This window comes from Sulfurimonas sp. HSL3-1, assembly GCF_039645995.1.
Lineage (GTDB): Bacteria > Campylobacterota > Campylobacteria > Campylobacterales > Sulfurimonadaceae > Thiomicrolovo > Thiomicrolovo diazotrophicus.
On the sequence record NZ_CP147920.1, the window covers coordinates 2,098,880 to 2,123,112 of the forward strand.

The window sequence follows — 24,233 nt, forward strand, 5'->3', positions numbered from 1 at the left end:
GGGAAAAAGGTGAAGCATATTAGCGAAAAGGGGCTATTATCAACCTTCTCCGCCCCGGTGCGTATTCGCGGCTTCAGCTTCAAGTAATGTGATCAGCCCCTCGTGGGGGTGCCCGCGGCGCAATGCGTTCAGCAGTGCCGTGCGCGTCCCCGGAGAGAGGCTCCGGTAGATCGCGAGCATCTTCACCGTTGTCTCCGCGGGCCGCACCCTTTTTTGCAGCGCCTTCGCCTTCGCGGCAAAGAGCTCCGCCACCCGCATGCGAAGCCCCTCGTCACAGCTTCCGCTGAACGCCATCCGTTCCCAGACCCGGTCGCGTTCATGGGCACCCATCGCCTCCATGGCTGCGGCGGCTTCCGCCGTCGCCAGCCCGAGAAGGTAGACCGCGACGGTCTGGGGATGCTCCCCCTCGAACAGCCGCGCCGCTCCGAAGGCAGCACGGGCAGTCGGCACGGGGGCGGAAGGTTCCGGCGCCGGCCGCGTTTCAGTGTCCGCTGCAGCTGCCATGGGTGTCGCGATCGAGTCCCTTAGCAGCACAGCGAGCCGACGCGACACCAGTGCCAGCGCCCCCGCCGTCAGAAACAGCAGAAGCAACATGCCTCCCTGCGCCGCCCGGTCGGGCTGCGGCCGGGCCTCCCCCAATGAGAGCCCCTGGCGCTGGAGACGTGCCGCATCGCTTTCATCCACGAGGATGCTGCCGTCCTTCTGAACGCGGTAATCGGCGTCAAGCAGCTCCAGCCGTTCGATCAGCCGTGCCGTTCCGACCGGGTCCGCGATGGAACCGATAGCGATCTCCGTATGGATAAAGGTGCGGTAAAGCATCCCTCCTATCAGGAGAGATCCGCACAGCAGAAGCGCGAACAAAACGGCGGTTTTCGGGAGCGATGAAAAACCTTCCGCGCCCTTCATCCCGCCCTCCGGTCAGACCAACTCCGCGGCCAGGGCGAAAAAGCGGTCGTTCTCTTCGGGCTTGCCGACGGTCACACGGATCGCGTTGAGGCCGTACCCGGCCAGGTTGCGTACGATCATCCCCTGACGCAGCAGGGCGTCGGCGACCTCCGTGGAGCTCGTCCCCTCCTTCAGACAGAGGGTGACGAAGTTCGTATAGCTCTCGATCGCCCGGATGCCGTGCGCTTCGGCGAAGGCCTCGTAACGGTCCATCTCCTCGAAGTTCTTCGCGATGCACCTCTGCACGAACGCTTCATCCTCCAAGGCCGCGGAGGCGGCTTCGAGGGAGAGGGTCGTGATGTTAAAAGGCGGGCGGAGCTTGTAGAGCGCGGTAATGATATCGCGCTGCGCAATGCCGTACCCGACCCGCATTCCCCCGAGTCCGTACGCTTTCGAGAAGGTGCCCAGGTAGAGCACATTGTCATATGCTTCGATGAGCTCTTTGGGCTCCAGGGCCTTGGCGGAATCCTTGTAGCGGGCGTACTCCATGTAGGCGCCGTCGACGATGACGAGCGTCTCCCTGTCGATCTTGGAGAGAAACGCTTTCACGTCCGCCGCGTCGGCGCTGTCACCGGTCGGATTGTTCGGCGTGCAGAGGAAGATAATGGAGGGTTTATGTTCCAGGTAGAGGGCATAGAACTCGTCGAGATCATGCGCGCGTGATGCCGTGCGGATCACCTCCGCGCCCACGTGATGGGCGTAGATCTCGTACATCGCAAAGGTGATGCTGTTGATGAGGATCTTCTTGCCCGGCCCCGTCTTGGCGTGCACCGCGAACTCGATCACCTGGTCCGAACCGGCACCGATGACCACTTCATGCGGGTCGATGCCGAAACGTTTGGCCAGACCGTCCTTGAGCTTGTACATGGAGTCGTCCGGGTAGAGGGCCATCTTGGAAACGATCGCGCTGACCGCTTCTTGTACCTTCGGTGAGCACCCGAAAGGGTTCTCGTTGCTGGCGAGCTTGATAATGTCCTTGGGCTCGATCCCGAACTCGCGCACGACAAGCTCGATCGGCTTGCCCGCCTCATACACCCTGATGGCATCCAGTGTCTGATTGAAAGTCATTGTTCCCCTTCGACGTAGCTTCCCAGCCACGTCACTTCATCGGTATGTTTTTTCAGTATCTTCTGTACGTTTTTATCATCGATATGGCCGTAGAAATCGATGAAGAACCAGTACCCGAACCCCTCCTGGCTCTTCGCAGGGCGGCTCTCGATCTTACTGAGGTTGATCTTCGCCTTGTCGAAATCATGCAGGAAATGCACGAGGACCCCGGCGCGGGTCGTCTTTTTCAGCTTGGCGAGAATGGAGGTCTTGTCCTGCCCGCTCGGCGCGTTCTTGAAATCGCTGAGGATGATGAACCGCGTCGTGTTGTCATGGACATCCTCGATGTTCTCGAACATCATCGGCACGCCGTAGAGTTTGGCGGCGATATGGCTGCAGATCGCCGCGGCTTCCGGATCTTCCGAAGCCAGAATTGCCGCTTTTGCCGTCGACTCCACGGGGATCTGCTGTACGTTGAGCAGCCCGTGCTCGTTGAGGAAGTTCCGGCACTGCCCGAATCCCTTATCCTTGGAGTAGATCCGTTTGATGCCGTCCAGATGCGCCGCTTTGGTCGAAAAGGTCATGTGGATCGGCATGTAAAGCTCTGCGACGATCTTCATCGGGCTCGTCGCCAGCAGGTCGAGGGTCTCCCCGACGGCACCGTCCTGACGGCTCTCGATCGGGACGACGCCGAACTTCGCGCGGCCGCTCTCAAGCGCCTTGAAAACCCCCGCGATCGTACTCATCGGGAGGTATTCGCTCATGGCGCCGAAACGGCTCTCCGCGGCCTGGTGGGTGAAGGTCCCCTCGGGACCGAGGTAGACGATGCGTTCGGGCAGTTCCAGGTTGCGTGCCACCGCGAAGATCTCCAGGAAGATCGCCTCGATGGCACCGGCGTTGAGCAGTCCGTGCTGCTCGGCGTTGAGCGTCTCAAGACGCTGCAGGATCGCCTTTTCCCGTTCGGGGCGGTAGATCGGGGCCCCGCTCTTGTTTTTGATCTCCCCGACGCGTTCCACCACGGCCATGCGCTCATTGATCAGGGCCAGCAGCTCCGTATCGATGGCATCAATGGCGTCGCGGCACGCTTCGAGGCTGTCCAACGCTTTTATCGCTTCGCTTTTCACATCACACTCTTTCCGGGCGGAATCTCAGTAATGTCATTATACACCACCGTCCCCGATTCTTCCCTGCGCAACCGCGCTGTGAGCGCGTCTTCAGGGCGCACTTTGCCGCTGAGGACCAGGGCCGTGCGCATGCCCAGCGCCGCGGCACCGGTCAGGTCCCCCGCGTAGTCGTCGCTGACCATCGTCACACTCTCAAAGGCCGCTTCCGGGCGCTGCAGGCGCAACAGACGCAGTGCTTCGCCGTAAAAAGCGTCCGAGGGTTTTCCAACGACGGTAAAAGGGACGGAAGCCGCGTAGGAAAGCATCCGCAGCAGCGCCCCCACCCCTGGGAAGCGCCGCTGCTGCGTCGCGTAGAGCGTCGTATCGTGCATGCCAACCAGCCGTGCGCCCTGCATCAGGAAGGTGATCATCTGCGCAAACTCCTCCGCGCCGTAATCAGCACGGACGGAGAGCAGCAGGGTTTGCGGCTTTTCATGCTCCCGCACATACCCAAGGGCATCGAGCTGCGCCAGGAAGGTCTCGCTGCCGTAGGCGGCCACCCCCTGTTTTGGGACTTCCCGCTCCAGCAGCATCAGGGCGTCGAGATAGTGGGTCCGGGGAATGGCGAAACCGAGGGATTGGAGGTAGGCCAGGAAGTCGCTGCTGGCGCGTTTGGTGTTGTTGGTAACGACAAGGTAGGGAACGGCATCGCGGTTGAGGGCGTCGATAAAGGCGACGGCCCCAGGAATGGGCTGCTGGCCCCGATCATCGATCAGGGTCCCCTGAACGTCGATGAAATACATGGTTTCAGCCGAGGTATTTCAGCTCCGGCGCGACCAGGTCCTCGAAGGACTCCCGGTCCCGGATCAGACGGTCTGCGCCCGCTTCGACTGCGACTTCCGCCGCACGGCCGCGGGTATTGTAGTTGCTGCCCATACCGAAGCCGTAGGCCCCGGCGCTGTGGACGACAAGCAGGTCGTTGTGCGCCATCGGCGGCAGCGGATACTCCTTGGCGAGGAAATCCCCGCTCTCGCAGACGGGACCGACGATGTCCGCCGGCGTCTCGTCGCCTTCATGCGCCGTGGCGGGGGCGATGCGGTGGTAGGCGCTGTAGAGGCTCGGGCGGATCAGGTCGTTCATCGCCCCGTCGACGACGACAAAGCGTTTCGCGCCGTTTTGCTTCTCGTAGAGCACCCGTGTCAGGAAGTAGCCGGCGTTGGCCGTCATGAAACGGCCCGGTTCACAGACGACGGTGATGTCCATCCCCGTCAGGGTGGAGAGGACCGCCTGGGCGTAGTCGTACGGTGTGATCGTTGTTTCGTCCTTGTAGCGGATGCCGAGCCCGCCGCCGATATCGAAGAACTTCAGCTCGATGCCGATGGCCGCTTTGAGCGAACGCACGAGGTCGGCGACGATCTCGCTCGCTTCGCGGATCGGGTCGAGCTCGGTGAGCTGGCTGCCGATGTGGAAATGGATCCCCACGGGCTCCAGCCACTCCGAAGCGTTGGCCCGGATATACATCCGCTTGGCCGCGTCGATCTCGACGCCGAACTTGTTGTCGTGCAGGCCCGTGGAGATGTAGGGGTGGGTCTTGGGGTCGATGTTCGGGTTGACGCGGATGCTGATACGGGCGACCTGCCCCAGCTCCTGTGCGATCATCTCGACACGTCCCAGCTCCGCCTCGCTCTCGAGGTTGATGTAGAGGATATCCCGCTCGATCGCCTCGCGGATCTCGTCGTCGCGTTTGCCGACCCCGCTGAAGATCACCTTGTATTTCGGAACGCCCGCCATCATCGCGCGGCGCACTTCGCCGATGGAGACGCAGTCTGCGCCGGCGCCGAGGTCGGCGAACTGCTTGACGACGCTGAGGTTCGAATTGGCCTTGACGGCGTAGGAGATAAGGGATTTGCGCCCGCGGAACGCCTCTTTCAGCGTCTCGTACTGCGCACGCATCGCATCGAAATCGTACACATAAAGCGGCGTACCGTATGTCTCTGCCAGGGCGTTGAAGTCCATTGACATGCTTCCTTCTTTCGGGGCATCGGAAACGTTCTAGCGTCGTGGGATGCCCGGGAAAATTCTTGCGCGATAATAGCGAAAAAGGGCTAAAGGGGGCGTTAGGAGTGCGCGTCGACACCATGCCCGCGGTTGCGGTACCAGAGGATCAGCGCCGCCGTGAAAAGCGCCAGGACCGGCAGGACGATGCCCACCTCGCTGGGGATCGTCTTGTTGTTGGAGAGCTCGGTGAGCATAAAGAGAAACGACCAGGTCATCATCGTCGCCAAGATCGCGACGAAACTGAACAGCGTGATGTTGAGAAACCGGGGGCTGATCGGGACGAAAAAGAAGATCAAAATGATCAGGCTCGGCACGAAGAGCGGCGTGATGAAAATGCGGTAGAGCGCGCTTTTGATCTTATCGATATTGAGATTCTCGCTCCCCAGCAGCATCAGGGCGTCGATCGCATCAAGAATGGTGTAGTTCACCTTCCCCTCGTATACCTGGTCGAGGATCTTCGGACGGAACCCCTCGAGCAGGGTCAGGTCCTGCAGCTGCGTGACGGTGATCCCATCCCCCTCCAGGCTCAGCGTTTTGGGCTTCTGGAGCGACACGGCGTGGTTGAGGTGCCAGTGCTCGTCGGCGTAATAGGCCCCCTCGGCGGAGAGCACCTGCTGCAAAGCACCGTTTTCATGGGTAAAGATGCGGATGTCCTCGGCCCGTTCCTGGAGCGGGTAGAGCTTCCCGAAATAGACGTAGCGGTCTTTGAACGTGAAAAAGAGGTTGCTGGTCGGCTGCAGGTACTGCGCGGAACGGCGGATATTGTTCGCGTACTCGTCCGCCCGGGCAAACGAGGTCGCATGCAGGGCGATATAGAGGGTCATGATCGCCACGGCAACGCCGACGAAGGGCTTGATGACGTCGGTTTTGTTGTACCCCAGCGCATAGATCGCCACCAGGGCGTTGGAACGGATCAGGAAAATCTTCGTCGCGATCATTGCGAAGACCAAGGAGAGCGGCAGCAGCATATCGACGGCGAAAAACGTTTTGTACGTGAGGTAGATGACGATAAGGTTGGCCGACTGCAGCTTGTCCGCACTCTCCATGTAGTCAAACCCGACCATGAAAAAGACAAGGGCAAAGAGGATGACGGCGATGTACTTGAGGTAGTGATAGGCGATATACCGGAACATCAACATCGCAGGCCCCTGAAAAATATCGGTTATTGTAACGGAGTTTTTTTGACGGTGTACTTAGAGGCGACCTCGTCCATGCCCATACGCGTCAATGCCTCCACCGCGTCCGCGGCCCGCTCGATCCACTCGGGGAGGCATTCGGCCTCCTGCGGCGTAAAGGCGCTCAGGACATAATCTGCGACACGGTTGCGCTCCCCGGGGTGGCCTATGCCCATCCTCACCCGGACATAATCGGGTGAAATCGCCGTGTCGGTCGATTTGAGGCCGTTATGCCCCCCGTGCCCGCCCCCGCGCTTGAAACGCAGCGTCCCGAAGGGCAGGTCCAGGTCGTCATGGATGACGATGACCTCATCAATCTTGTAAAAACGTTTGACGTTGCCGATGGAACGGCCCGAAAGGTTCATAAAAGTGAGCGGTTTGAGTAAAAAATGGGAGGAAAATTTATAGAGGTCGCCTTCAAAGACGGCTTTTTTGACGGCATCGCATTGATGGCGCTGCAGGAGCGCATCAATGACCATGAACCCGACGTTGTGCCGGGTCTTCTCATACGCCGAACCCGGATTACCCAGTCCGACGATCAGCAAAATTACTTCGCTTTGATGATGGAGAGAACGGAAACGCGGTCAGCGTCTGTGAATGTAAACGCTTCGGATTTCTCCAGGTCGCGGATCAGGATGGAGTCACCGAGGTCGAGCGGAGCGACGTTAACAGTGATCGTATCCGGGATCTGATCGATCGCACCTTTGACGCGCAGACGCTTCTTCGCGATGTAGAGCATCCCTTTGTTCTTCAGACCAACCGGAGAACCTTCCGTTTTAACCGGAACGTTGTAGTGGGTAACGACACCCGGCTGCGCGACCATCAGGTCAACGTGCAGCAGGTTACCGGACACCGGATGAGACTCATACGCCTGAACGACAACGTTCATCTCCTGATCACCGACTTTTACCGGAAACGCCAGGGTGTTTTTGTTGCGAACTGTACGGATGAACTCATTCATCTTGAAAGCGGCGTGAACGTTTTCAAGCCCCTTTCCGTAGATGTTGGCAATCAGATAACCATCGCGGCGGAACGCTTTTGTTGCGCTTTTACCGGTACTCTCTCTAACAATACCTTCCAACATAGGTGTGTCCTTGTAATAAAATAGGACGGAATAATACTTAAATATTCTTTAAAAACAGCTAAAGAGCTGCTACTCGCTCTTGAGCTGGAAAATCTCGTCTTCGCTGAAGCGCGGCTTATCGTCATCCTCTCCTCTGGACTGCTGCGTACTGCCGTCTTTCGCGGTGACGCGGCTGGTGAGCCCCTCCATCCGGAGCTTGAGGTCAGCCGGCGACGTCGCATATTTGAACGCCTGCTCCGTCGAGATCCGCTTGGCGTTCCAGAGGTCCAGGATACCCTGGTCGAAACTCTGAGAGCCGTAGATATCCTTCCCCTCCTCGATGGCGTCACGGATCTCGCTATCACGGTCTTCCATAATGAGCTGCGCGATATAGGGCGTATTGACGAGGATCTCGAGTGCCGCCGTCCGTTTGCCGTCGACGGTGGGAATAAGGCGCTGGGAGATGACCCCTTCCAATACCGCCGCGAGTGTCATACGGACACGGTTCTGCTCGCCGGTCGGGAAGATGGAGATAACACGGTTGATGGTCTCCTTCGCATCCAGGGTGTGCAGGGTGGAGAAGACAAGGTGCCCCGAATCCGCCGCGTGCAGCGCCGTCTCGACCGTCTCGATATCCCGCATCTCCCCGACGAGGATAATGTCCGGGTCTTCACGCAGTACGGCGCGCAGGGCGTTGGCGAAGCTCTTCGTATCCTGCCCGACGCTGCGCTGGTTGACGATGCATTTTCGGTCCTTGTGGACGAATTCGATCGGATCCTCGATCGTGACGATGTGCTTGCGCAGCGACCAGTTGATCTCGTTGATAATCGCTGCAAGCGTCGTCGACTTGCCCGAACCGGTGACCCCGGTGACCAGGACCAGGCCACGCTCGGTATGGGCGAATTTGTGTACGACCTTCGGCAGCCCGAGATCATCGATGGAGACGATCTTGACGGGAATGACACGGAAGACCGCGGAGACCCCGTCCATCTGGAAAAAGATGTTGACACGGAAACGGGTATTCTCATCGAAAGAGTAGACAAGGTCGAGCTCTTTTTGCCGGACGAACTCGGCGAAGCGGGTCCGCAGCAGCTCCTTGGCAAAGGTGAGCGCCTCCTCTTTCTTGAAGATCTCGCCGCTGAGCGGCGTAATGTCGCCGTTGATACGGGCACGCACGACGGAGTTGGCCTTGAGGTGAAGGTCGGACCCCCCGGCATCCATCATCCGCTTCAGGTAGCCGCGCACCCGCCGCAGCGTTTCAAAGGTCAGGTTCTCAATATTGATATCGGTATCGACTTGATTTATACTCATAAATTACTCCAATTCCGCCAGGATTTCGGCAAACGCCGTTTTGAATGCTTCGAGGCCCTCGGCCATCAGTTGGGCGCAGACCGCTTCGAGATCGATCCCGGCCGCCGCCACGGCGTCGAAGTGCGCTTCGATCCGATCCGCTTCGAGGGGCAGTTTCGCCTCTTTGTCTCCATGGGCCACGAACGCCTCGATCGTCTCGATCGGCGCGGTGTTGACACTGTGCGCCGCCAAAAGCGCATCGACGTAGTAGGAGGGGCGCAAGCCGCCTCCCTTGACGCCGGTCGACGCAAACAGTGCCCGGCAGCGCGGCACCTCCAGCGCCTCGATCGCTTCATAGATCGCTGCGGCGTTATAGACTCCCGCCAAAGAAGGCTGTACCCCCTTGGACTCCAGGGCCGCATCGATAGCGCGGTCCAGGCGGCTGACGAAAATACTGATCACCGTATCGACCTGCGTGGCACCCTTCTCCAGTCCCCAGGCGAAGGAGTTGGCACAGGCCAAAGCCTGCGCCTTGGAGAAGATCAATGTCGCGTTGACGGGGGTACCTTCGCTGACGAGAGTCTCCATGGCGACATACCCTGCGTCCGTTGCGGGCACTTTAATCATCACATTGGGACGGCTGATCTCTCTGAAGAGGCGGCGCCCCTCCTCGATCGTGCCGACGGCATCGTCGCAGAGATAGGGGTCGACCTCGATACTGACATAGCCGTCATTGCCCTGATCGAACAGCGGCCGCAGCGCATCCGCCGCTTTCTGGATATCCGTAATCGCCAGGGCCTCGTACTTCGACTTGGGGCTATGATTCTGCAGCGTCTCGAGCTGCATCTGGTACGCCGGCGACGTCAAAATAGCGTTTTTAAAAATGGCGGGGTTGGACGTCGCTCCGTTGACAATTCCCTGTTCAACAAGCCGTTTCAGACCCGTATCGATAAAATCGCGTTCAATGAAATCGGCCCAGAGGGAAAACTCTATTTGCGGGATGTACATCGTCTCTCTTCTTTTCTGATATAGTCTACTGATTATAACCGAAAGCGGCACCGGTGTCTATAAAAGCATGTTAATAATAGTGCACGAATGCGGCGCTGAAACTGCGTTGCGCTCCCGCCGTTTTATCCGTGTAGTCGAAGGAAAGTTTCAGGGCGTTGTTTTGTGAGAGGCGGCTGGTGTGTTCCACCAGTCCCGTCCACTGGCGCATCCCGTCCGCATAGAAACGGTACCCCCCTTCCGCGGCCAGCTTGGAACCTCCCCCCACTTTGAAAAGGAGCCCGAGCGTCGTTTTGAGCGCGCCGTACCCTTTGTCCGTCACGAACAGTTCCGGCTCCGCCAGTACATACCCGTACCCCCAGGAACCTCCCGCCGCGACGCCCGCTCCCACGGCCGTACTGAAGACCGTGTCCCGGGTAACGAAGTTCTGGTCCCACCCCGCGTGCATCCGCCAGGAGAAGGGTTTGAAAAAGGCGCTCTGCGGGGCGAGGGACGTAATGGAGACGATGGTCGCCCGCTCAACCGCGGCACCGTCTTGGTCATAGCGCGCCAGAAGGTCCAAAAACTCAATCTGCGTTCCCGGCATGAATCCGATGTCACTGTCGCCGAGGTCGTGATAGGCCGGGCGGATGCCGAGCTGCTGATAGGGGTGGCCGTCCCGCCATCCCGTCCCCAGCCGCGCCCGGGTCGCCCGGTGCCCCTCGTCGGGATTGCGGGGCGTTGCCACCGGCAGCTGCTCCCCCTTCCCCAGCGACGCCCGGGCAGAGAGGATGGCGTGGAAACGCTCCGAATAGGTCGCCTTGTCCACTTCCCCTTTCATCAAGCGGTACTCGGCAAGCTCCGATGCGGCTTCAAGGGTGTAGCGTTTCATCTGCGTGGCATGCGCCGGGTCGTTCAAGACTGCTCTGGGGGCAAGCGTCCCGTCGGCCAGGGCCATGGCTTCGGCTTCGCCCCGGCGGTCCAGAACCTTTTCATAGGCCAGCAGCAGCGTCCGTTTCGACGGCCGGTAGTGCTTGGCCCGGACCAGCCTCTCCTCCTCGGTGGCATGCACGGTCTCCATCGGGATGATGTGATAGGCGAAATGGCCGCGCACATCGACGTCCGGCCGGGCAATCTCCATTAGCCAGAGCATGTTGTACGAACAGTTCTCGTCGAAGAAAAAATACCAGTTGTACACCCCCTTGAGCTCCCAGATATGGCGGATCATCGCCATCACCTCATCATGATGGAGGTCCAGATCATACTCCCAGACGTCGCGCTGTTCCGTATCCCGGTACTCTTTGAGCTTCTCATAATAGGGCAGCAGGGAGTAAAAACCGGGGTAGCCCCCGAAGAGCCCTTTGACCGCGAAGACGACACCGTTCTCTTTGTCGGGGTCTGCACCGGCAGCGTAATTGATGGCGTAGGAGAGCATCTTCGACTCATAGGAGGAGTCGATGCGCAAAAAGGTATGACCGAACATGGATGCCGGGGAGTTGATATGCGCCGAGGAGAAGACCAGCGTCACCGACTGCGGGTCCATCTTACGCACCAGCGTCTCGTAGGCGCTGCAGTGCAGTTCCGGCAACCCCTCGAGCCCCAGCTGCTTTTGCAGCCAAGCGCGGCGGGCGGGGAAACGGCATCCCGTCGCGTTGTCATCGAAACGGGTCTCGCCGTAGAGCGCCGTGAGCGTTGCGTTGAGTTCGGCTTCCGCATCGCTTTTGCCGCCCGGTGCGAGAAAAAATGCCGGGTCGTCGACTTCGCTGACGTCCCCGGGCATATGCAGCAGCAGATGCCAGTAGCGGCTGTGGGCCAGGCCCGTCGCCGCCGCCTTATCAAGGGCGTTTTCCAATACGTCTGCCTGCAGTATACACGGCAATATCATCAGCATAAGAAGGAAACGGTACAAGAAAAAGCCCTTTTGGGGAAGATGGGAGGATGGGCCGGGAGACCGGCCCGGTAAAAGTAGACTCAGCCCTCGACGGTTGCGATGTTGTCGAGAACGTCAGCCATCTTGACGTCGCCGGACGTGTAGATGCTGTTGTAGTTTTGCTGCAGGGAGGCTGCAAAAGCCGCTTTGTCGTCGACTTTGAGCAGTTCCGCGAGCGTATCGACGCTTTCGCCGCCACCGATCGCCGCCTCTTTTGCGAGCTGATCCATGTTGGATGCAACGAATTCGGCCGCACGGTCGTTCATCACCAGCGGCATGCGCTTACAGCCGGATGTACCGGACGTAATACCGAAGGTCTGGTTAGCAGAGGTTCCGTTCGTTGTCGCCTGCAGGGCGAGCATCAGCGCGGAGCTGTCATCTTTGATGATCATCGCGCCGAGACCGCAGCCTGTCTGGCTATTGACACCGGCGAATGCTGCCGAACTGAGTGCCGCAACCGCAGCAAGACTTACAAGTACTTTTTTCATAGTGACTCCTTCATCGTTTGATGATGGTTCAGTATAGGAATTGTTTCCTTAAAGCGGTCTAATAACCCACACTTTATCACCGCCATTAGCAGCGGCTATTCGTTGAGCTCGTCATCTTTCCAGTACTTCGTGCCCTGGATCGTCGCCTGCAGCGCCAGGCCCGTCTTGGTCAGCTGATAGAGGCGGATGCCGGGCGCCACGGTGATCGCCCCACCGAACGCCGCACCTTTATCATCCGCTTTGGCCGCAGCATCCGCCTGGGCATTGGCTTCCCACCCTTTGTTGATGAAGCCCTCGTAAACCTCCTTGTTTTCGAACAGGAAAACGCCGCGGAAGTCCTTGATGCCGATACCGAGGCCCACGCCGACGGTCCCCATATTCATATAGGTATCCTTGCCCGTCTTGTTGTCGTGCGCCACGCCGGAACCGCCGCCGGCGGAGACGAGGATGATATTCACCCCGATGTTGCTGAAGACCGCGTAGCCGTACGCTTTTTTAATGATCGCTTTCGCTTCCGGCGCCTCTTTGTAGAGCATCGCCAGCGTCTCCGTTCGCATCTTCTGCACCTCCTGGCGCTTCTCCTCGGCCGTCTTTCCGCTCCAGAATCCTGAAAGCAGCATGACGCCCAGCAGTGCCAGAACCGTTGCCTTGATCGTTTGCCGTTTCATGCCCGCTCCTTTTTATGCTTGCATGAAACCCATTATACCTTTATCACGTAACTGTTCAAGACGCAACAGAAAATAATTGCGGCTCACTTCGATCGCCCCCAGACTCTTGAGGTGCTCCGTCGGTACCTGCGCATCGATCATTTCGAAACCGCGGGCTTTCAGATGTTCGACGAGCGCGGCGAACGCGGCCTTGGAGGCGTCGCTGACATGGGCGAACATTGATTCGCCGCAGAACATACCGCCGACCTCGACCCCGTAGAGCCCGCCGACGAGCCGCCCCTCCTGCCACGCCTCGACGGAGTGCGCATGACCCATCGCGTGAAGGACCTCATAGGCCTCGACCATCTCCGGAAGGATCCAGCTCCCCTCCTGGCCCGGTCGCGGCGTCGTCGCACAGGCACGGACCACGTCGCCGAAGGCCGTATTGAAACGGATCTCGAAATGTTTAAGCCGCTTTCGCAAAGAGCGGCGCAGCACGAAGTCGTCAAGATTGAGAATGAACCGGGGATCGGGGGACCACCACAAAATGGGATCGCCTTTGCTGTACCAGGGGAAAATGCCGCTGCGGTAGGCCAGCAGCAGCCGCGAGGGCGAGAGGTCGCCGCCGAAGGCGACGATACCGGATTCGTCGGCGTCCCTCGGGTCGGGAAATGCCAGTTCGTATCGGATCTGCTGCGGAATCACACCGCCGCCTCTTCCTCCGCATGTTCGTCGTACGTGAAAACGATCTCGTTTTTGTAATCGACGTGGACCGTTCCGCCCGCCTTCAGACGGCCGAACAGCATTTCGTTGGTAAGGGGATCTTTGATCTTTTCCTGGATGATCCGGCCGAGCGGGCGGGCACCCATCGCTTTGTCGTAACCCATCTCCGCGAGGTAGCCGCGGGCTTTTTCGCCCAGGGTAATTGTAATACCCTTCGGCGCCAGCTGCGTATTGAGCTCGCCGATGAACTTGTCGACGATCCCCTCGACGATATCGCGGTCCAACGGCGCGAACTCGATGACGGCGTCGAGACGGTTACGGAACTCCGGCGTAAAGAAGGCCTTGAGCGCCTCGCCGCGGGCCAGGCTGCTGTCGGCATTGAAGCCCATGACACTGCGCTCCGTCGCGCCGACATTGGAGGTCATGATCAAGATGACATTCTTGAAGTTCGCCTTGTAGCCGTTGTTGTCCGTCAGCGTTGCGTTGTCCATCACCTGCAGCAGCACGTTGATCAGCTCCGGGTGCGCTTTTTCGATCTCGTCGAGCAACAGAACCGTATAGGGGTGCTTGCGGATTGCCTCTGTCAGCAGCCCGCCCTGCTCGTAGCCTACATAGCCCGGAGGAGCACCGACCAGGCGCGAAAGCGCGTGTTTCTCCATATATTCGCTCATATCGAAACGCTCGAAGTGGACCCCCAGCGTCTCCGCCAGGGACTTGGCCAGTTCGGTTTTGCCGACGCCCGTCGGCCCCGCAAAGAGGAACGACGCGATCGGCCGCTCTTCGGGGTTAAGCCCGGCGCGGCTGCGCTTGATCGCCAGGGCGACTTTTTCGACCGCCGCATCCTGCCCGATCACCCTGCTGCGCAGGTCGCGTTCCAGGTGTTCAAGCCGCAGCGTATCGTCTTCGCACACTTGCGAGGTCGGGATCCCTGTCATCTTCGCGATAACGTTTTCGATATCGAGGGCTTCGACGACGTTGCGGTCATGTTTTTTCAGATGGAACGACGCCCCCGCCTCGTCGATGAGATCGATAGCGACATCGGGCAGGAAGCGGTCGGAGATATACTTCTTCGACAGCGACACCGCCACTTCAAGGGCCTTGTCCTCGTAGGTCAGCTTGTGGTGCTTTTCATATTTCGGACGGAGTCCCTTGAGGATCTCGACGCTCTCCGCCTGGCTCGGCTCATCCACATCGATTTTCGCAAAGCGTCGGCTCAGCGCGCGGTCTTTCTCGAAAACGTTGCGGTACTCGGCATAGGTCGTCGCCCCCATACACTTCATCGCCCCTGAGGCCAGGGCCGGTTTGAGCTGGTTGGAGGCGTCCATGCTGCCGCCGTTGACGGCACCCGCGCCGACAAGAGTATGGATCTCGTCAATAAACATGATGGCGTTCTTGTGCGCCGTCACCTCATCAATAACCCCTTTGAGGCGCTTTTCGAAGTCGCCCCGGTACTTCGTCCCGGCAAGCATCGCCCCGAGGTCCAGGGCGTAGACGGGGGCCTCCTCGAGCAGTTCGGGGACCTCGCCGTCGGCGATGCGAATCGCCAGCCCTTCGGCGATGGCCGTCTTGCCGACGCCGGGTTCACCCACGAGGAGCGGGTTATTCTTTTTCCGGCGGCAGAGCGTCTGCACGACCCGCTCGATCTCATCGGTCCGGCCGATGACCGGGTCGATGCGGCCGGCGCGCGCCTGCGCCACCAGCTCCACCGTATACTTCTCAAGGTAGCTCTCCTCCGCGTCCGACACGGACTGCGGCTGCACATCCTTGTGCGAAATCACCTCCAGAACGTCGACGCGGTTGATATCGCTCTCGAGCAGTACCTGGCAGGCGTAGGTGTGTTTCTCTTCGTAAATCGCCGCCACGAGGTCACCGACTTCCGCCTGCTGCTTCTGCGCGCTCTGGATATGGCGGATCATCTGGTCGATCATCCGTGAAAGCGCAACGGTCTCGAAGGGCTCCTGAGTTACATCTTCAGGCAGGGGGTCCATCGTCATGGAGAGGTAACGGCTGACCATCGCGCGCATCGCCGCGACATCGCCGCCGCACTCCCGGATGATGGCGATCCCCTCTTTTGAACCGAGCAGGGCATAAAAGACATGCTCGATCGTCAGATATTCATGCCGCTGATCTTTGGCATACAGCAGCGCTTTTTGAAAGACGGCATTAAGTTCGGCACTGATCATCACGCTTCCTCCATCGTTGCCTTGAGCGGGTACCCATGCTCCCGGGCCAGGCGGCTAACTTGCATCACTTTGGTCTCTGCCACTTCATAGGTATAGACGCCGCAGAGTCCGCGGTCCTGGCGGTGGATATCGAGCATAATCTGCTCCGCTTCCTGATAATTTTTATGAAAAATACTCATCAAAACCTCGACGACGAAATCCATCGATGTGTAGTCGTCGTTAAGCAAAATCACTTTGTATTGTCCCGGCTCCTTGAGCAGCAGTTCACCCTCAAGTTCAAGCTCTTTTTTGGTACTCAAACCTTGTCCTTAAAACGTACATTCCACTGCCTCTGCGGTGAAAATGCATAAATCGATCTTGTTTATTACTTCTTTTAGTTACGTCAGTTAGATTAGCAGGGATTGTGTAAGCAACGACTTAAAAATGCAGATTAACGGCAGAGGCCCCGGAAAAGCCTGCCGCGCGAAGGGGCTCAGAGTTTGACGATGTCCCGGGTATAGTCGCTCAGCAGAACGGTTTCGGCACGTTCGGCCACTTTGGCTTTTGCCTTGCGTTTGCTTCCGAACTGTTCTTTCAGCTCGCGGCGGAAACTGCCGAAAAACTCGTGGAACTTGTCTTTGCCCAGGACGCCTACCGCCCAGAGGGTGTTGTCGCTGCCGACTTCGAGCACGATGGCCGCCAGCGGCTGCGGCGCCTTGCCCTCCTTAACCCGGCAGCCGCGCTCCGCGTCGTAGACGGAAGTATGCCCGTCGCAGACGATATCCCCCGCAAAACGCTCTCCGGGATTTCGGAACGTGATGAAACTGTCATTTTTGTTAATGTGCGTCAACTGGTGCGGGCAGATCCCGCTGTAGGCAACAATCGTTCCCTTGCTGCCGACGCCGCCCTTCCAGACGTATTCGTTCCCGAATTCGTCGGTCAGCTCAACGTCTTTCGCCGTCGGCATCGGCAGGTTGACCAACAGGCATGATGTGCCGGCATAGGGGTAGTTAAAGACATAATTCTCGCCTGTTTTCAGCGCATCGGCCTTCAAAGGAGCGCCGCTGCCGTCGACGAGCTGCACCTTGGCGTAACGTTTGTACAGAGCGCCGTCCTTGGCCATCAGGGTCTGCCCGATCGTGGAAGGGTTGATCGCGATCACCGCACCCGTTGCACTGAGTACCTTTAAAAAATTTCTGCGTTCCATTCCTTGCCTCCTATGCGTTGAACATGTCGCGGTACATGCCTTTGGCCCACTCCATCAGGCCACGACCGTTGTTGATGCCGACACGCCCGTCCCATGTCTCGTTGGTGTAGACATTGGCAAACGTAAAGCGTTTGGCCTTCGCATCATAAGCGTACCCGGCGTTGATCGAAATGGCCAGGACCGGATCGCTGGCAACGGCCGAGTAGCAGATTGTCAGCGGCGATTCCCACGGCGTTTCCTCTTCCCCATTGATTTTGGCGGCGATCCGTTTGGCGATGTAGACGCCTTCCGTATTGGCGGTATTGCCGGACTTGCTGAAGCCCATCGGGCGGACGTCGCCCCCGCAGTAGATCTCCGGATGGCCGTTGACCTCGTAGGTCAGCACGTTGATATCGGCCTCCATCTTGTTGAAGATACTATCTTTCGCGACCCCCGCGACCTCCAGGATCTTACCGCCGCGTACATGCGGATAAAACGCGGCATCCTCAAAGGCGATAACATCATCGTAATCGGTCATCACCTCTTTTTTGTCCAGATCGAACGTCGCGATCTTCGTCCCTGGGTGATACTCGATGTAGTCCTTATAGAGCTTCTCAAAGGCCGAGTGGAACCCTTCTGCCTTGATCGTGATATCGTCATTTTCATCGATCAGGACCACCTTGCCTTCGATGCCCTCTTTTTTGAAATAATCTGCGATGAGACAGGCCCGTTCGTAGGGTGCGGGAAGGCAGCGGTAGTTTCCGCCGGGCACCGTCAGGATGAAGTTGCCCTCTTCAAAATCAAGCACTTTGTTGCGCAGGGTGAGGTGTTCCGAACCCGGTTTGAAGCCCGCCGGGTACTCCGTACGGAGCCGACGTTCCAGCGCCGGGTCCTTCGTCCATCCCGAATAGTCGTAATCGATGCCGGGCGCAAGGACGAGGTAATCATAGGTAAGATCGCCGTCGCTCGTCATGACCGTGCGCTTTGCCTTGTCCACCCCGACGACCGTGGCGTTGAAAAAGGTGTAATTGTTTTCCCGAGCGGCCTGAAGGTAATCGTGTATCAGGAAGTCAAGCTCCACCGCCTCGACCAGCCAAAGGTTGCTGACCGGGCAGGACATGAATTCACCGCGCTGTTCGACCAGCACGACGTCGGCGTTCGGCGCATACTTTTTAACGTACTTGGCCACCGTCAGACCGGACCATCCCCCGCCGACGACGACCACCCGCGGTGCACCGGTTTTCGGCAGCGCCGCTTCCGTGCCGACACCGACGCTCCCGACATTCGTCATCTCCTCTTCATCCGGCCCGAGTCCCATCTGCGAGCACCCCGCAGCCCCTATCGCGGCAGCGGCGGCACCGGAAAGTTTGAGCAGATCTCTGCGTGACAATCCCATGATTCCCTCCTTGTACAATTCGTGTGGCATACTCAACCATTTTTGGTGAACACCCATTGTCACTTCTTCAAGCTTAAAGGAAGAAGAAACTATTACTGAAAATAATATATTACATTTTACTTATTATTTTAAATTTATAAATATTATTTTTAGTGATAGTAAGAATTGTGAGATGGCATGGAGCCCGTTCAGGGCTCGAGGATGAGCCTGAAACCGACGGTTTCGCTCCGGAAAGCGGGAATATTGGAATCGCGGTAGGAGGGCGAGAGTTCCTCTGCACTGCTCTTGATGGATCCCCCGCGGATGATCTTCATTGCCTCATTGTCGGAAACGAGACTCTCCGCTTTGGAAGGGGCGCTTTTATAATCGGGGGTTGCCCCGTCCTGACACCACTCGGCCACATTTCCGGCCATGTCGAAAAGACCGAAGGCGTTGGGCTGCAGCAGACCGCGGGAGTGCACGAATCCGTGGGCATTCGTTGCCATCCAACCATACTGGGCGGCATTAGAGGCACTGTCACCCCAGGCATAAAGCGTATCGCTGCCGGCACGGGCGGCGTACTCCCACTCCGCTTCCGTCGGCAGGCGGTAATGCTTGCCCGACATTTTGCTCAGCCACTCGGCATACGCGATGGCCTCTTCCCAGCTGACGTACGCCACCGCCGCACTCTCGTTTTTGAGCAGTTTTTTCTTGCGGTACTTTGCCCCCGATGCCTTCAAAAAGGCGCTGTAGGCTTTATTGCCGACTTCATAGGCACTCATTTTCAGCCCCGCTTTAACCGTCACCATATGCACGGGTTTGCTGTTTTCAAACTGCTCGGCACCCATCAGGAAAACGCCTTCGGGGATCGCCACCATCTCCGCCGGTTCAATGTATTGCGGAGCTTCCGCTGCGGCCGCTGTACCGTCGACCAGTGCCTTCTGCTCCGCTTTCAGGCGTGCGAGGGCTTCTTGCTGCGCTTTGAGTTCGGCTTCCACCTTCTCCAGCTCCTGGTTCTTGGAAGTGACCGCCCCTTTGTCGTCGGCAGCACTCTTCTCTTTGGCTTTGAGCGCATTGATGCGGTTGGCTGCCGTCTGCTTATATGCTGATTCGGGATAGGCGATCAGGAAGGCTTCATATCCGACGACACTGTTTTTGGCCTCTGCACGCTGCCACGCCTTGTCCGCGGGCGTCAGCAGCTTGGCGGGAACATTGAAATAGAAATCCGCCGCGGCAATACGGGAGTGGACCCCCGCTTTGGAGAGCTTGTCGGCCAGCGCATCCATATCGTCATGGCCTTTTCCGACCGTTTGCATGAGGTGGCTGAAAAACGGCGAACTGACCGATTTTCCGTTCCAGCGTACGAGGGTATCCGCCTCCTTGACATCCTTGACGGCGTCAAGAATCAGCTCTCCGTCCGTCGTATTCGCTTTGCCGCTGTAACGGAACGCATCGACGACGCCCAGGCTGACCCGGGGCGTGTGGCGCTGCAGCTTCTGCAGCAGAAAGTCAAAACTGACCGCGGAGAGACGCAGTTGGGGCAACCCCTCCAGCTTCATCCGAGCCGGCATCATCCACGCCTGTGAATCGTGTACGACCATCCGTCCGCTGTAAACAAGGGTGATGACGGCATTGGGGGTAATCCCTTTGTCAAAACTGCGGAAGGTTTTAATCAGCTCCGCCCGGTCAAGATTAAAGGCCGTGACCGTCGTGAAGCCCTTGGATTTCAGAAAAGACGCCAGCGCCTGTGCCGACGAAACTGCCCTGTCATCATTCGTCTCGGTGGTCAGTCCGTTCGCGATCACCAGCGCATAACGCTTCTCACTCTTCATCTGCTCTACGGTGGCGGAAAAGAGTAATGAAACACCCAGGAACAAAAAGAGGAAAATAGTACGCATCATAAGCCTTGCAGGGGTATCAAAAGGCCTATATTATCATTTCCTTAAGCTTACAACCTAATTAAATATAACAATCCATGTCTGCTAACGGCTTTTGTGACTCCCCTTGACGCACCCGCGCGCCGTTACTCGGCGGCCGCGATAAAGTCGCGGATAAGGTCATCAGGGTTCTCCAGCCCGACCGACACACGGATCAGCCCCGGTGTGATCCCGAGAAACGCGCGTTCATTGTCGCCGAAGTCACTGTAGATCGTCGAAGCCATATGCAGCGCCAGTGTCCGGCTGTCGCCGATGTTGGCCGTGATCGTCACCAGTTTCGTTTTGCGCAGAAAGTCGTAGGCGGCCTCCGCACTTCCCATATCGATGGTAAAGAGCGGCCCCGTCCCGTTGCCAAACTGCGTGGCATAGCGGTCGCGGTGCGGGTGGTCCCGCAGCGCAGGGTGATTGACATTCAGCCCCGCCTCTTTCAGCGCATGCACCACTGTTTCGACACTGTCAATGATCCGATTCAGCCGCAAGGGGAGCGTCTCAAGTCCCAGCATCGTCAGATAGCTGTTGAATGCCGACGGGCTCATGCCGAAGTCACGCATCGCCCGTTTTTTGCCGACCGCGACGAGGGCCATCGCCCCCATCTTGTCAATGAACTTGTGGATCGACGCATAGCGCGGCGTCTTGAACTTGTCTTTGCCCTCGCCGATCGCCCGGAAAACGGCGGCACCGCCCAGGGCCGACGCGTTTCCGGCGATCAGTTTTGTCGTCGAATAGACGACGACATCCGCACCGAGTTTCAACGGCTGGATGCTCAAAGGCGTCACGGTATTGTCCACCATCAGGGCAATCCCGTGTGCATCGGCGATCGCTGCGACAGCCTCAATGTCCGGCAGACGCATGTTCGGGTTCCCGACACTTTCGAGGTAGATCAGCTTCGTTTTTGCAGTGATGACCGCCTCGACCTCTTCGAGGGCATCAACGTCAAAAAAGGCGGTACGGATGCCGAAGCGTGTCAGGGTCTCCTCAAAAAAGGAGTACGTTCCCCCGAACAGACCGCCGATACTGATGATCTCATCCCCGCTCTCCAGCAGCGACATGACCGCCAGAGTCGTCGCGGCCATGCCCGAACTTGTTGCGATGGCACCGACGCCACCGTCCATCTGGGCCAGGAGGCTCTCCAGTTTCCCTGACGTCGGATTGCCCACACGAGCATACAGCGGCTTTTTCACACTGCCGTCAAAGATCCCTTCCGCCGTCTCCGGGTCTCCGTACGCAAAGGCCGCCGAGTTGGCGATCACGGGCGAGACTGCCCCCTCTTTCGCTCCCGCTCCTTGCACGAACTGTGTCGTAAACGCTTCAAAACGATTCATTGCTTTAAACCTGTTGATTGTAGAATTGGCACATTATAGCCGAAAGAGGATTAGTTGGCCCAACACATTTTTATCACAGCGACCAATACGGAGATAGGCAAAACTTATACGACAGTCAAACTGATGCATGCACTGAGTGCGCGCGGCCTTCATGTCGGTGTTGTCAAGCCGATCGAAACCGGTGTCACGACTGCCCCCGAGGACGGCACCCTGCTGCTGCAGGAGCTCAAACAGCTCAACCCCCAGGCGTGGCCCCTCGACATCGACGATATCGTTCCCGTACAGTTCCCGCTGCCCGCAGCCCCCTATGTCGCCAGGGGAAGTGCTTCCATCGACTGGCATGCCATTGACAGTGCCGTCGAAGCGATGGACGCGATCTGCGACGTCTGTCTGATCGAAGGGGCCGGCGGACTGCTGGTGCCCGTTGACGCCCAGACCGACATGATCGACCTGATCCCCCGGTACCGCGCCAAAGCGCTGCTGGTTGCCCACTGCCGTCTCGGCGGCATCAACGACCTGCGTCTCAGCCTCGAAGCGCTTGAACGGCGCGGCATCGCAGCCGAATGGGTGTTGAACTGCCGGGAAGGTGACGCGGGGTTCGATGAGACCTCCCGCCCCTGGTTCGATACCGTCGTGCCCGGATGGCACCGTCTCAAAGAGGATATTGAGCAACTTTGCGACGCGCTTTTGCTATAATTCTCCAAAAATAAAGAGGGTCCATGCAGCATCTCATCCGTACCGACGACTTCAGCACAGAAGAGATTCTTGCCCTCTACAACGATGCGGATCTCTACGCGCAGGGCGGATTTCACCGTATTCTACAGGACCGCATTATCATCACCCTCTTTTTTGAAAACTCTACACGGACCCGCAGCTCCTTCGAAATCGCCGCAAAACGGCTTGGGGCCGAAGTCGTCCACCTCGATGTCGGCAAAAGCTCCACGAAAAAAGGGGAGACCCTCGTTGATACGGCAATGAACCTTGACGCGATGGGGCCGGATGCCATCATCGTCCGTCATGCCAATGCCGGGGTACCGAAGATCCTCTCCAACCATACCCGTGCCGCCATCATCAACGCCGGCGACGGGGCCCATGCCCACCCGACACAGGCCCTGCTCGATCTGTTTACCCTGCGCAAACATTTCGGGGACGTGGGCGGCAAACGCATCGCCATCGTCGGCGATATCAAGAACTCCCGGGTTGCGAACTCCAATATTGAACTACTGCAGCGCTTCGGTATGAAGGTGACCCTCGTCAGCCCGCCCCAGTTCATGCCGCAGACCGACCTGCCTTCCACTTACCACCTGCAAGACGTGATTGACAACGTCGACGCCATCATGAGCCTCCGCACCCAGACGGAGCGCCACTCCCAGCCCAGCTACGCATCACTGCAGGATTATGCCAGCGACTTCTGCATCACCAAAGAGCTTGTCGGCGACCGTGACATCATTATCCTGCACCCGGGGCCTGTACACCGCAATATCGATATTGATGACGACCTTCTGGCCGATGAGCGATGCAAAGTCCTTGAACAGGTCTCCAACGGCGTTTCCGTACGCATGGCCGTGCTCAAAAAACTGATCCTTGATGGCAACCGCTAGTCTCAACGCCCTCTGCACGCAATCCGTTCCCTTCTTTTTTCTTTCCGATTTTGAAGGGAAGGATCTCGCCTGCTATCCCCTCGATACCCTGGCGGATGAGGACATCGAATTTGCATTCCATGCAACAGGCACCCCCCATGATACCAGGGTAGACAAACAGCCTGTCGGGTTTGAAACCTATAAAGAGAAGCTGCTAAGGGTTCAGGAGTACATTAGAAACGGCGAAACTTATCTGCTGAACCTGACCCAACCCACGCCAATCGAATGCAGCGATAGCCTGCATACCATTTACACCAAAGCCAACGCACCCTTCAAACTCCGCTTCAAAGATCAATTCGTCTGCTTCTCCCCGGAGAAATTCATTGAGATCATCGATGATAAGATCTATACCTACCCTATGAAAGGGACCATCGACGCGTCCATCCCCCATGCGGAAGCGACGATTCTCAGCGATGAAAAAGAGATGGCGGAACACCTAATGGTCGTCGATCTCCTTCGTAACGACCTCGGCATCGTAGCGACCAATATACAAGTCGAAAAATTCCGTTATATCGACAGAATTAAAGCCGGAGCCAAAACACTTCTTCAGGTCAGTTCCAAGATCTCGGGACAGCTGGAAAACACATGGCCGTCACGCATCGAAGAGATACTGCATTCACTGCTGCCCGCAGGGAGTATCAGCGGTACACCGAAAAAACGTACCGTGGAAATCATCAAAGAGGTCGAAGGATACGAACGCGGCTATTTTACAGGGGTATTTGGCTATTTTGACGGCACGAACCTCTACAGTGCCGTTTCCATCCGCTTTATCGAAAATACGCCGTATGGGCGCGTCTACAAGAGCGGCGGCGGCATCACAATAGACAGTGATGCACAAAAAGAGTATGAAGAGCTTATCGACAAGATCTATATTCCCTGAGCATGAGTGAGTACATTGATATTAAGTAGACAGATTGCTAAGATAATGTAGTTTGCATCCAGTGATTGTTTAGAAGAAAAAGGGTTTTAGTGATTGTGATTGATGTTGTAAAGGAGGTAAATCCGAGAACCAGGCGGCGACCTACGTTCCCAACCCTGAAAGGGTCAGTATTATCAGCGATGAGAGGCTTAGCTTCCGGGTTCGGAATGGGGCCGGGCGTTTCCCTCTCTCTATAGCCACCTGGACAATCGGATCTAAAGGCTCCGGAGAGCGCTTAG

At 57.9% G+C, this 24,233-nt stretch carries 23 protein-coding genes and 1 rRNA gene; 3 read left to right on the plus strand and 21 right to left on the minus strand.

All coding sequences use genetic code 11. The features are described 5' to 3' along the window. Nucleotides 1–39: 39 nt before the first annotated feature. From WCY31_RS10770 to WCY31_RS10865, 20 genes are all read right to left on the minus strand, one after another. Nucleotides 40–906, minus strand: coding sequence for a hypothetical protein (locus tag WCY31_RS10770; RefSeq protein WP_345972382.1), 867 nt, complete (start codon nt 904–906; stop codon nt 40–42). A gap of 12 nt (nt 907–918) precedes the next feature. Next, entirely contained in the window at nt 919–2,013 is a 1,095-nt protein-coding gene (gene hisC, locus WCY31_RS10775; RefSeq protein WP_345972384.1) for a histidinol-phosphate transaminase, read from the minus strand. Beyond that, nucleotides 2,010–3,116, minus strand: a complete 1,107-nt coding sequence (gene pheA, locus WCY31_RS10780) for a prephenate dehydratase (protein ID WP_428837491.1) — start codon at nt 3,114–3,116, stop codon at nt 2,010–2,012. Before pheA ends, hisC begins: the two co-directional genes overlap by 4 nt. Continuing rightward, nucleotides 3,113–3,898, minus strand: coding sequence for an HAD-IIA family hydrolase (locus WCY31_RS10785; RefSeq protein ID WP_345972385.1), 786 nt, complete (start codon nt 3,896–3,898; stop codon nt 3,113–3,115). Before WCY31_RS10785 ends, pheA begins: the two co-directional genes overlap by 4 nt. Nucleotides 3,899–3,902: 4 nt before the next feature. Continuing rightward, nucleotides 3,903–5,117 carry a diaminopimelate decarboxylase gene (gene lysA, locus WCY31_RS10790; protein ID WP_345969816.1) on the minus strand — a complete coding sequence of 405 codons (1,215 nt, stop codon included), beginning with the start codon at nt 5,115–5,117 and terminating at the stop codon, nt 3,903–3,905. A 95-nt stretch (nt 5,118–5,212) separates the two neighbouring features. Continuing rightward, on the minus strand, nt 5,213–6,292 hold the full coding sequence (locus tag WCY31_RS10795; RefSeq protein WP_345972387.1) for an LptF/LptG family permease: 1,080 nt from the start codon (nt 6,290–6,292) through the stop codon (nt 5,213–5,215). Between the two features lie 23 nt (nt 6,293–6,315). After that, nucleotides 6,316–6,876: an aminoacyl-tRNA hydrolase gene (gene pth / locus WCY31_RS10800; protein WP_345973785.1), complete on the minus strand. Its 561-nt coding sequence runs from the start codon at nt 6,874–6,876 to the stop codon at nt 6,316–6,318. Continuing rightward, the gene (locus WCY31_RS10805) at nt 6,876–7,412 is read right to left on the minus strand and encodes a 50S ribosomal protein L25/general stress protein Ctc (RefSeq protein WP_345969818.1); all 537 of its coding nucleotides are present in this window, start codon (nt 7,410–7,412) and stop codon (nt 6,876–6,878) included. Before WCY31_RS10805 ends, pth begins: the two co-directional genes overlap by 1 nt. Before the next feature lie 69 nt (nt 7,413–7,481). After that, nucleotides 7,482–8,702: a PilT/PilU family type 4a pilus ATPase gene (locus WCY31_RS10810; protein WP_345972388.1), complete on the minus strand. Its 1,221-nt coding sequence runs from the start codon at nt 8,700–8,702 to the stop codon at nt 7,482–7,484. A 3-nt stretch (nt 8,703–8,705) separates the two neighbouring features. Then, entirely contained in the window at nt 8,706–9,689 is a 984-nt protein-coding gene (locus WCY31_RS10815) for a transaldolase (protein WP_345972389.1), read from the minus strand. A gap of 70 nt (nt 9,690–9,759) precedes the next feature. Next, complete coding sequence (locus WCY31_RS10820; RefSeq protein ID WP_345972390.1) at nt 9,760–11,544, minus strand: DUF4105 domain-containing protein; 1,785 nt, start codon at nt 11,542–11,544, stop codon at nt 9,760–9,762. A 92-nt stretch (nt 11,545–11,636) separates the two neighbouring features. Then, entirely contained in the window at nt 11,637–12,083 is a 447-nt protein-coding gene (locus tag WCY31_RS10825; protein ID WP_231019126.1) for a DUF3015 family protein, read from the minus strand. 95 nt (nt 12,084–12,178) lie between these two features. Further along, nucleotides 12,179–12,751 carry a hypothetical protein gene (locus tag WCY31_RS10830; RefSeq protein ID WP_345969823.1) on the minus strand — a complete coding sequence of 191 codons (573 nt, stop codon included), beginning with the start codon at nt 12,749–12,751 and terminating at the stop codon, nt 12,179–12,181. 12 nt (nt 12,752–12,763) lie between these two features. After that, a complete protein-coding gene (aat, locus tag WCY31_RS10835) occupies nt 12,764–13,435 on the minus strand; it encodes a leucyl/phenylalanyl-tRNA--protein transferase (protein WP_345972391.1) in 672 nt (223 codons plus the stop codon). After that, nucleotides 13,432–15,636 carry an ATP-dependent Clp protease ATP-binding subunit ClpA gene (gene clpA / locus WCY31_RS10840; protein WP_345973787.1) on the minus strand — a complete coding sequence of 735 codons (2,205 nt, stop codon included), beginning with the start codon at nt 15,634–15,636 and terminating at the stop codon, nt 13,432–13,434. Before clpA ends, aat begins: the two co-directional genes overlap by 4 nt. Next, on the minus strand, nt 15,636–15,935 hold the full coding sequence (gene clpS, locus WCY31_RS10845; RefSeq protein WP_345969825.1) for an ATP-dependent Clp protease adapter ClpS: 300 nt from the start codon (nt 15,933–15,935) through the stop codon (nt 15,636–15,638). The genes clpA and clpS overlap by 1 nt, the downstream gene beginning before the upstream one ends. Before the next feature lie 173 nt (nt 15,936–16,108). After that, nucleotides 16,109–16,822 (minus strand): Rieske 2Fe-2S domain-containing protein, encoded by a 714-nt coding sequence (locus tag WCY31_RS10850; RefSeq protein WP_345972392.1) that lies wholly within the window; start codon nt 16,820–16,822, stop codon nt 16,109–16,111. A gap of 10 nt (nt 16,823–16,832) precedes the next feature. Further along, nucleotides 16,833–18,197 carry an FAD/NAD(P)-binding oxidoreductase gene (locus WCY31_RS10855; RefSeq protein WP_345969827.1) on the minus strand — a complete coding sequence of 455 codons (1,365 nt, stop codon included), beginning with the start codon at nt 18,195–18,197 and terminating at the stop codon, nt 16,833–16,835. 188 nt (nt 18,198–18,385) lie between these two features. Continuing rightward, on the minus strand, nt 18,386–20,077 hold the full coding sequence (locus WCY31_RS10860; RefSeq protein WP_345972393.1) for an SUMF1/EgtB/PvdO family nonheme iron enzyme: 1,692 nt from the start codon (nt 20,075–20,077) through the stop codon (nt 18,386–18,388). 122 nt (nt 20,078–20,199) lie between these two features. Continuing rightward, nucleotides 20,200–21,435, minus strand: a complete 1,236-nt coding sequence (locus tag WCY31_RS10865) for an aminotransferase class I/II-fold pyridoxal phosphate-dependent enzyme (RefSeq protein WP_345972394.1) — start codon at nt 21,433–21,435, stop codon at nt 20,200–20,202. 54 nt (nt 21,436–21,489) lie between these two features. Between WCY31_RS10865 and bioD the strand changes: the two genes are divergently transcribed. The 3 genes from bioD to WCY31_RS10880 are packed head-to-tail and all read left to right on the plus strand — an operon-like array spanning nt 21,490 to nt 23,955. Then, on the plus strand, nt 21,490–22,131 hold the full coding sequence (gene bioD, locus WCY31_RS10870; protein WP_345972395.1) for a dethiobiotin synthase: 642 nt from the start codon (nt 21,490–21,492) through the stop codon (nt 22,129–22,131). Nucleotides 22,132–22,154: 23 nt separating this feature from the next. Further along, nucleotides 22,155–23,036 carry an aspartate carbamoyltransferase catalytic subunit gene (locus tag WCY31_RS10875; protein ID WP_345969831.1) on the plus strand — a complete coding sequence of 294 codons (882 nt, stop codon included), beginning with the start codon at nt 22,155–22,157 and terminating at the stop codon, nt 23,034–23,036. Continuing rightward, nucleotides 23,023–23,955, plus strand: coding sequence for an aminodeoxychorismate synthase component I (locus WCY31_RS10880; RefSeq protein WP_345972396.1), 933 nt, complete (start codon nt 23,023–23,025; stop codon nt 23,953–23,955). Before WCY31_RS10875 ends, WCY31_RS10880 begins: the two co-directional genes overlap by 14 nt. A 128-nt stretch (nt 23,956–24,083) precedes the next feature. Here WCY31_RS10880 and rrf read toward each other — a convergent pair. Continuing rightward, nucleotides 24,084–24,199, minus strand: a 5S ribosomal RNA gene (gene rrf / locus WCY31_RS10885). Between the last annotated feature and the right edge of the window lie 34 nt (nt 24,200–24,233).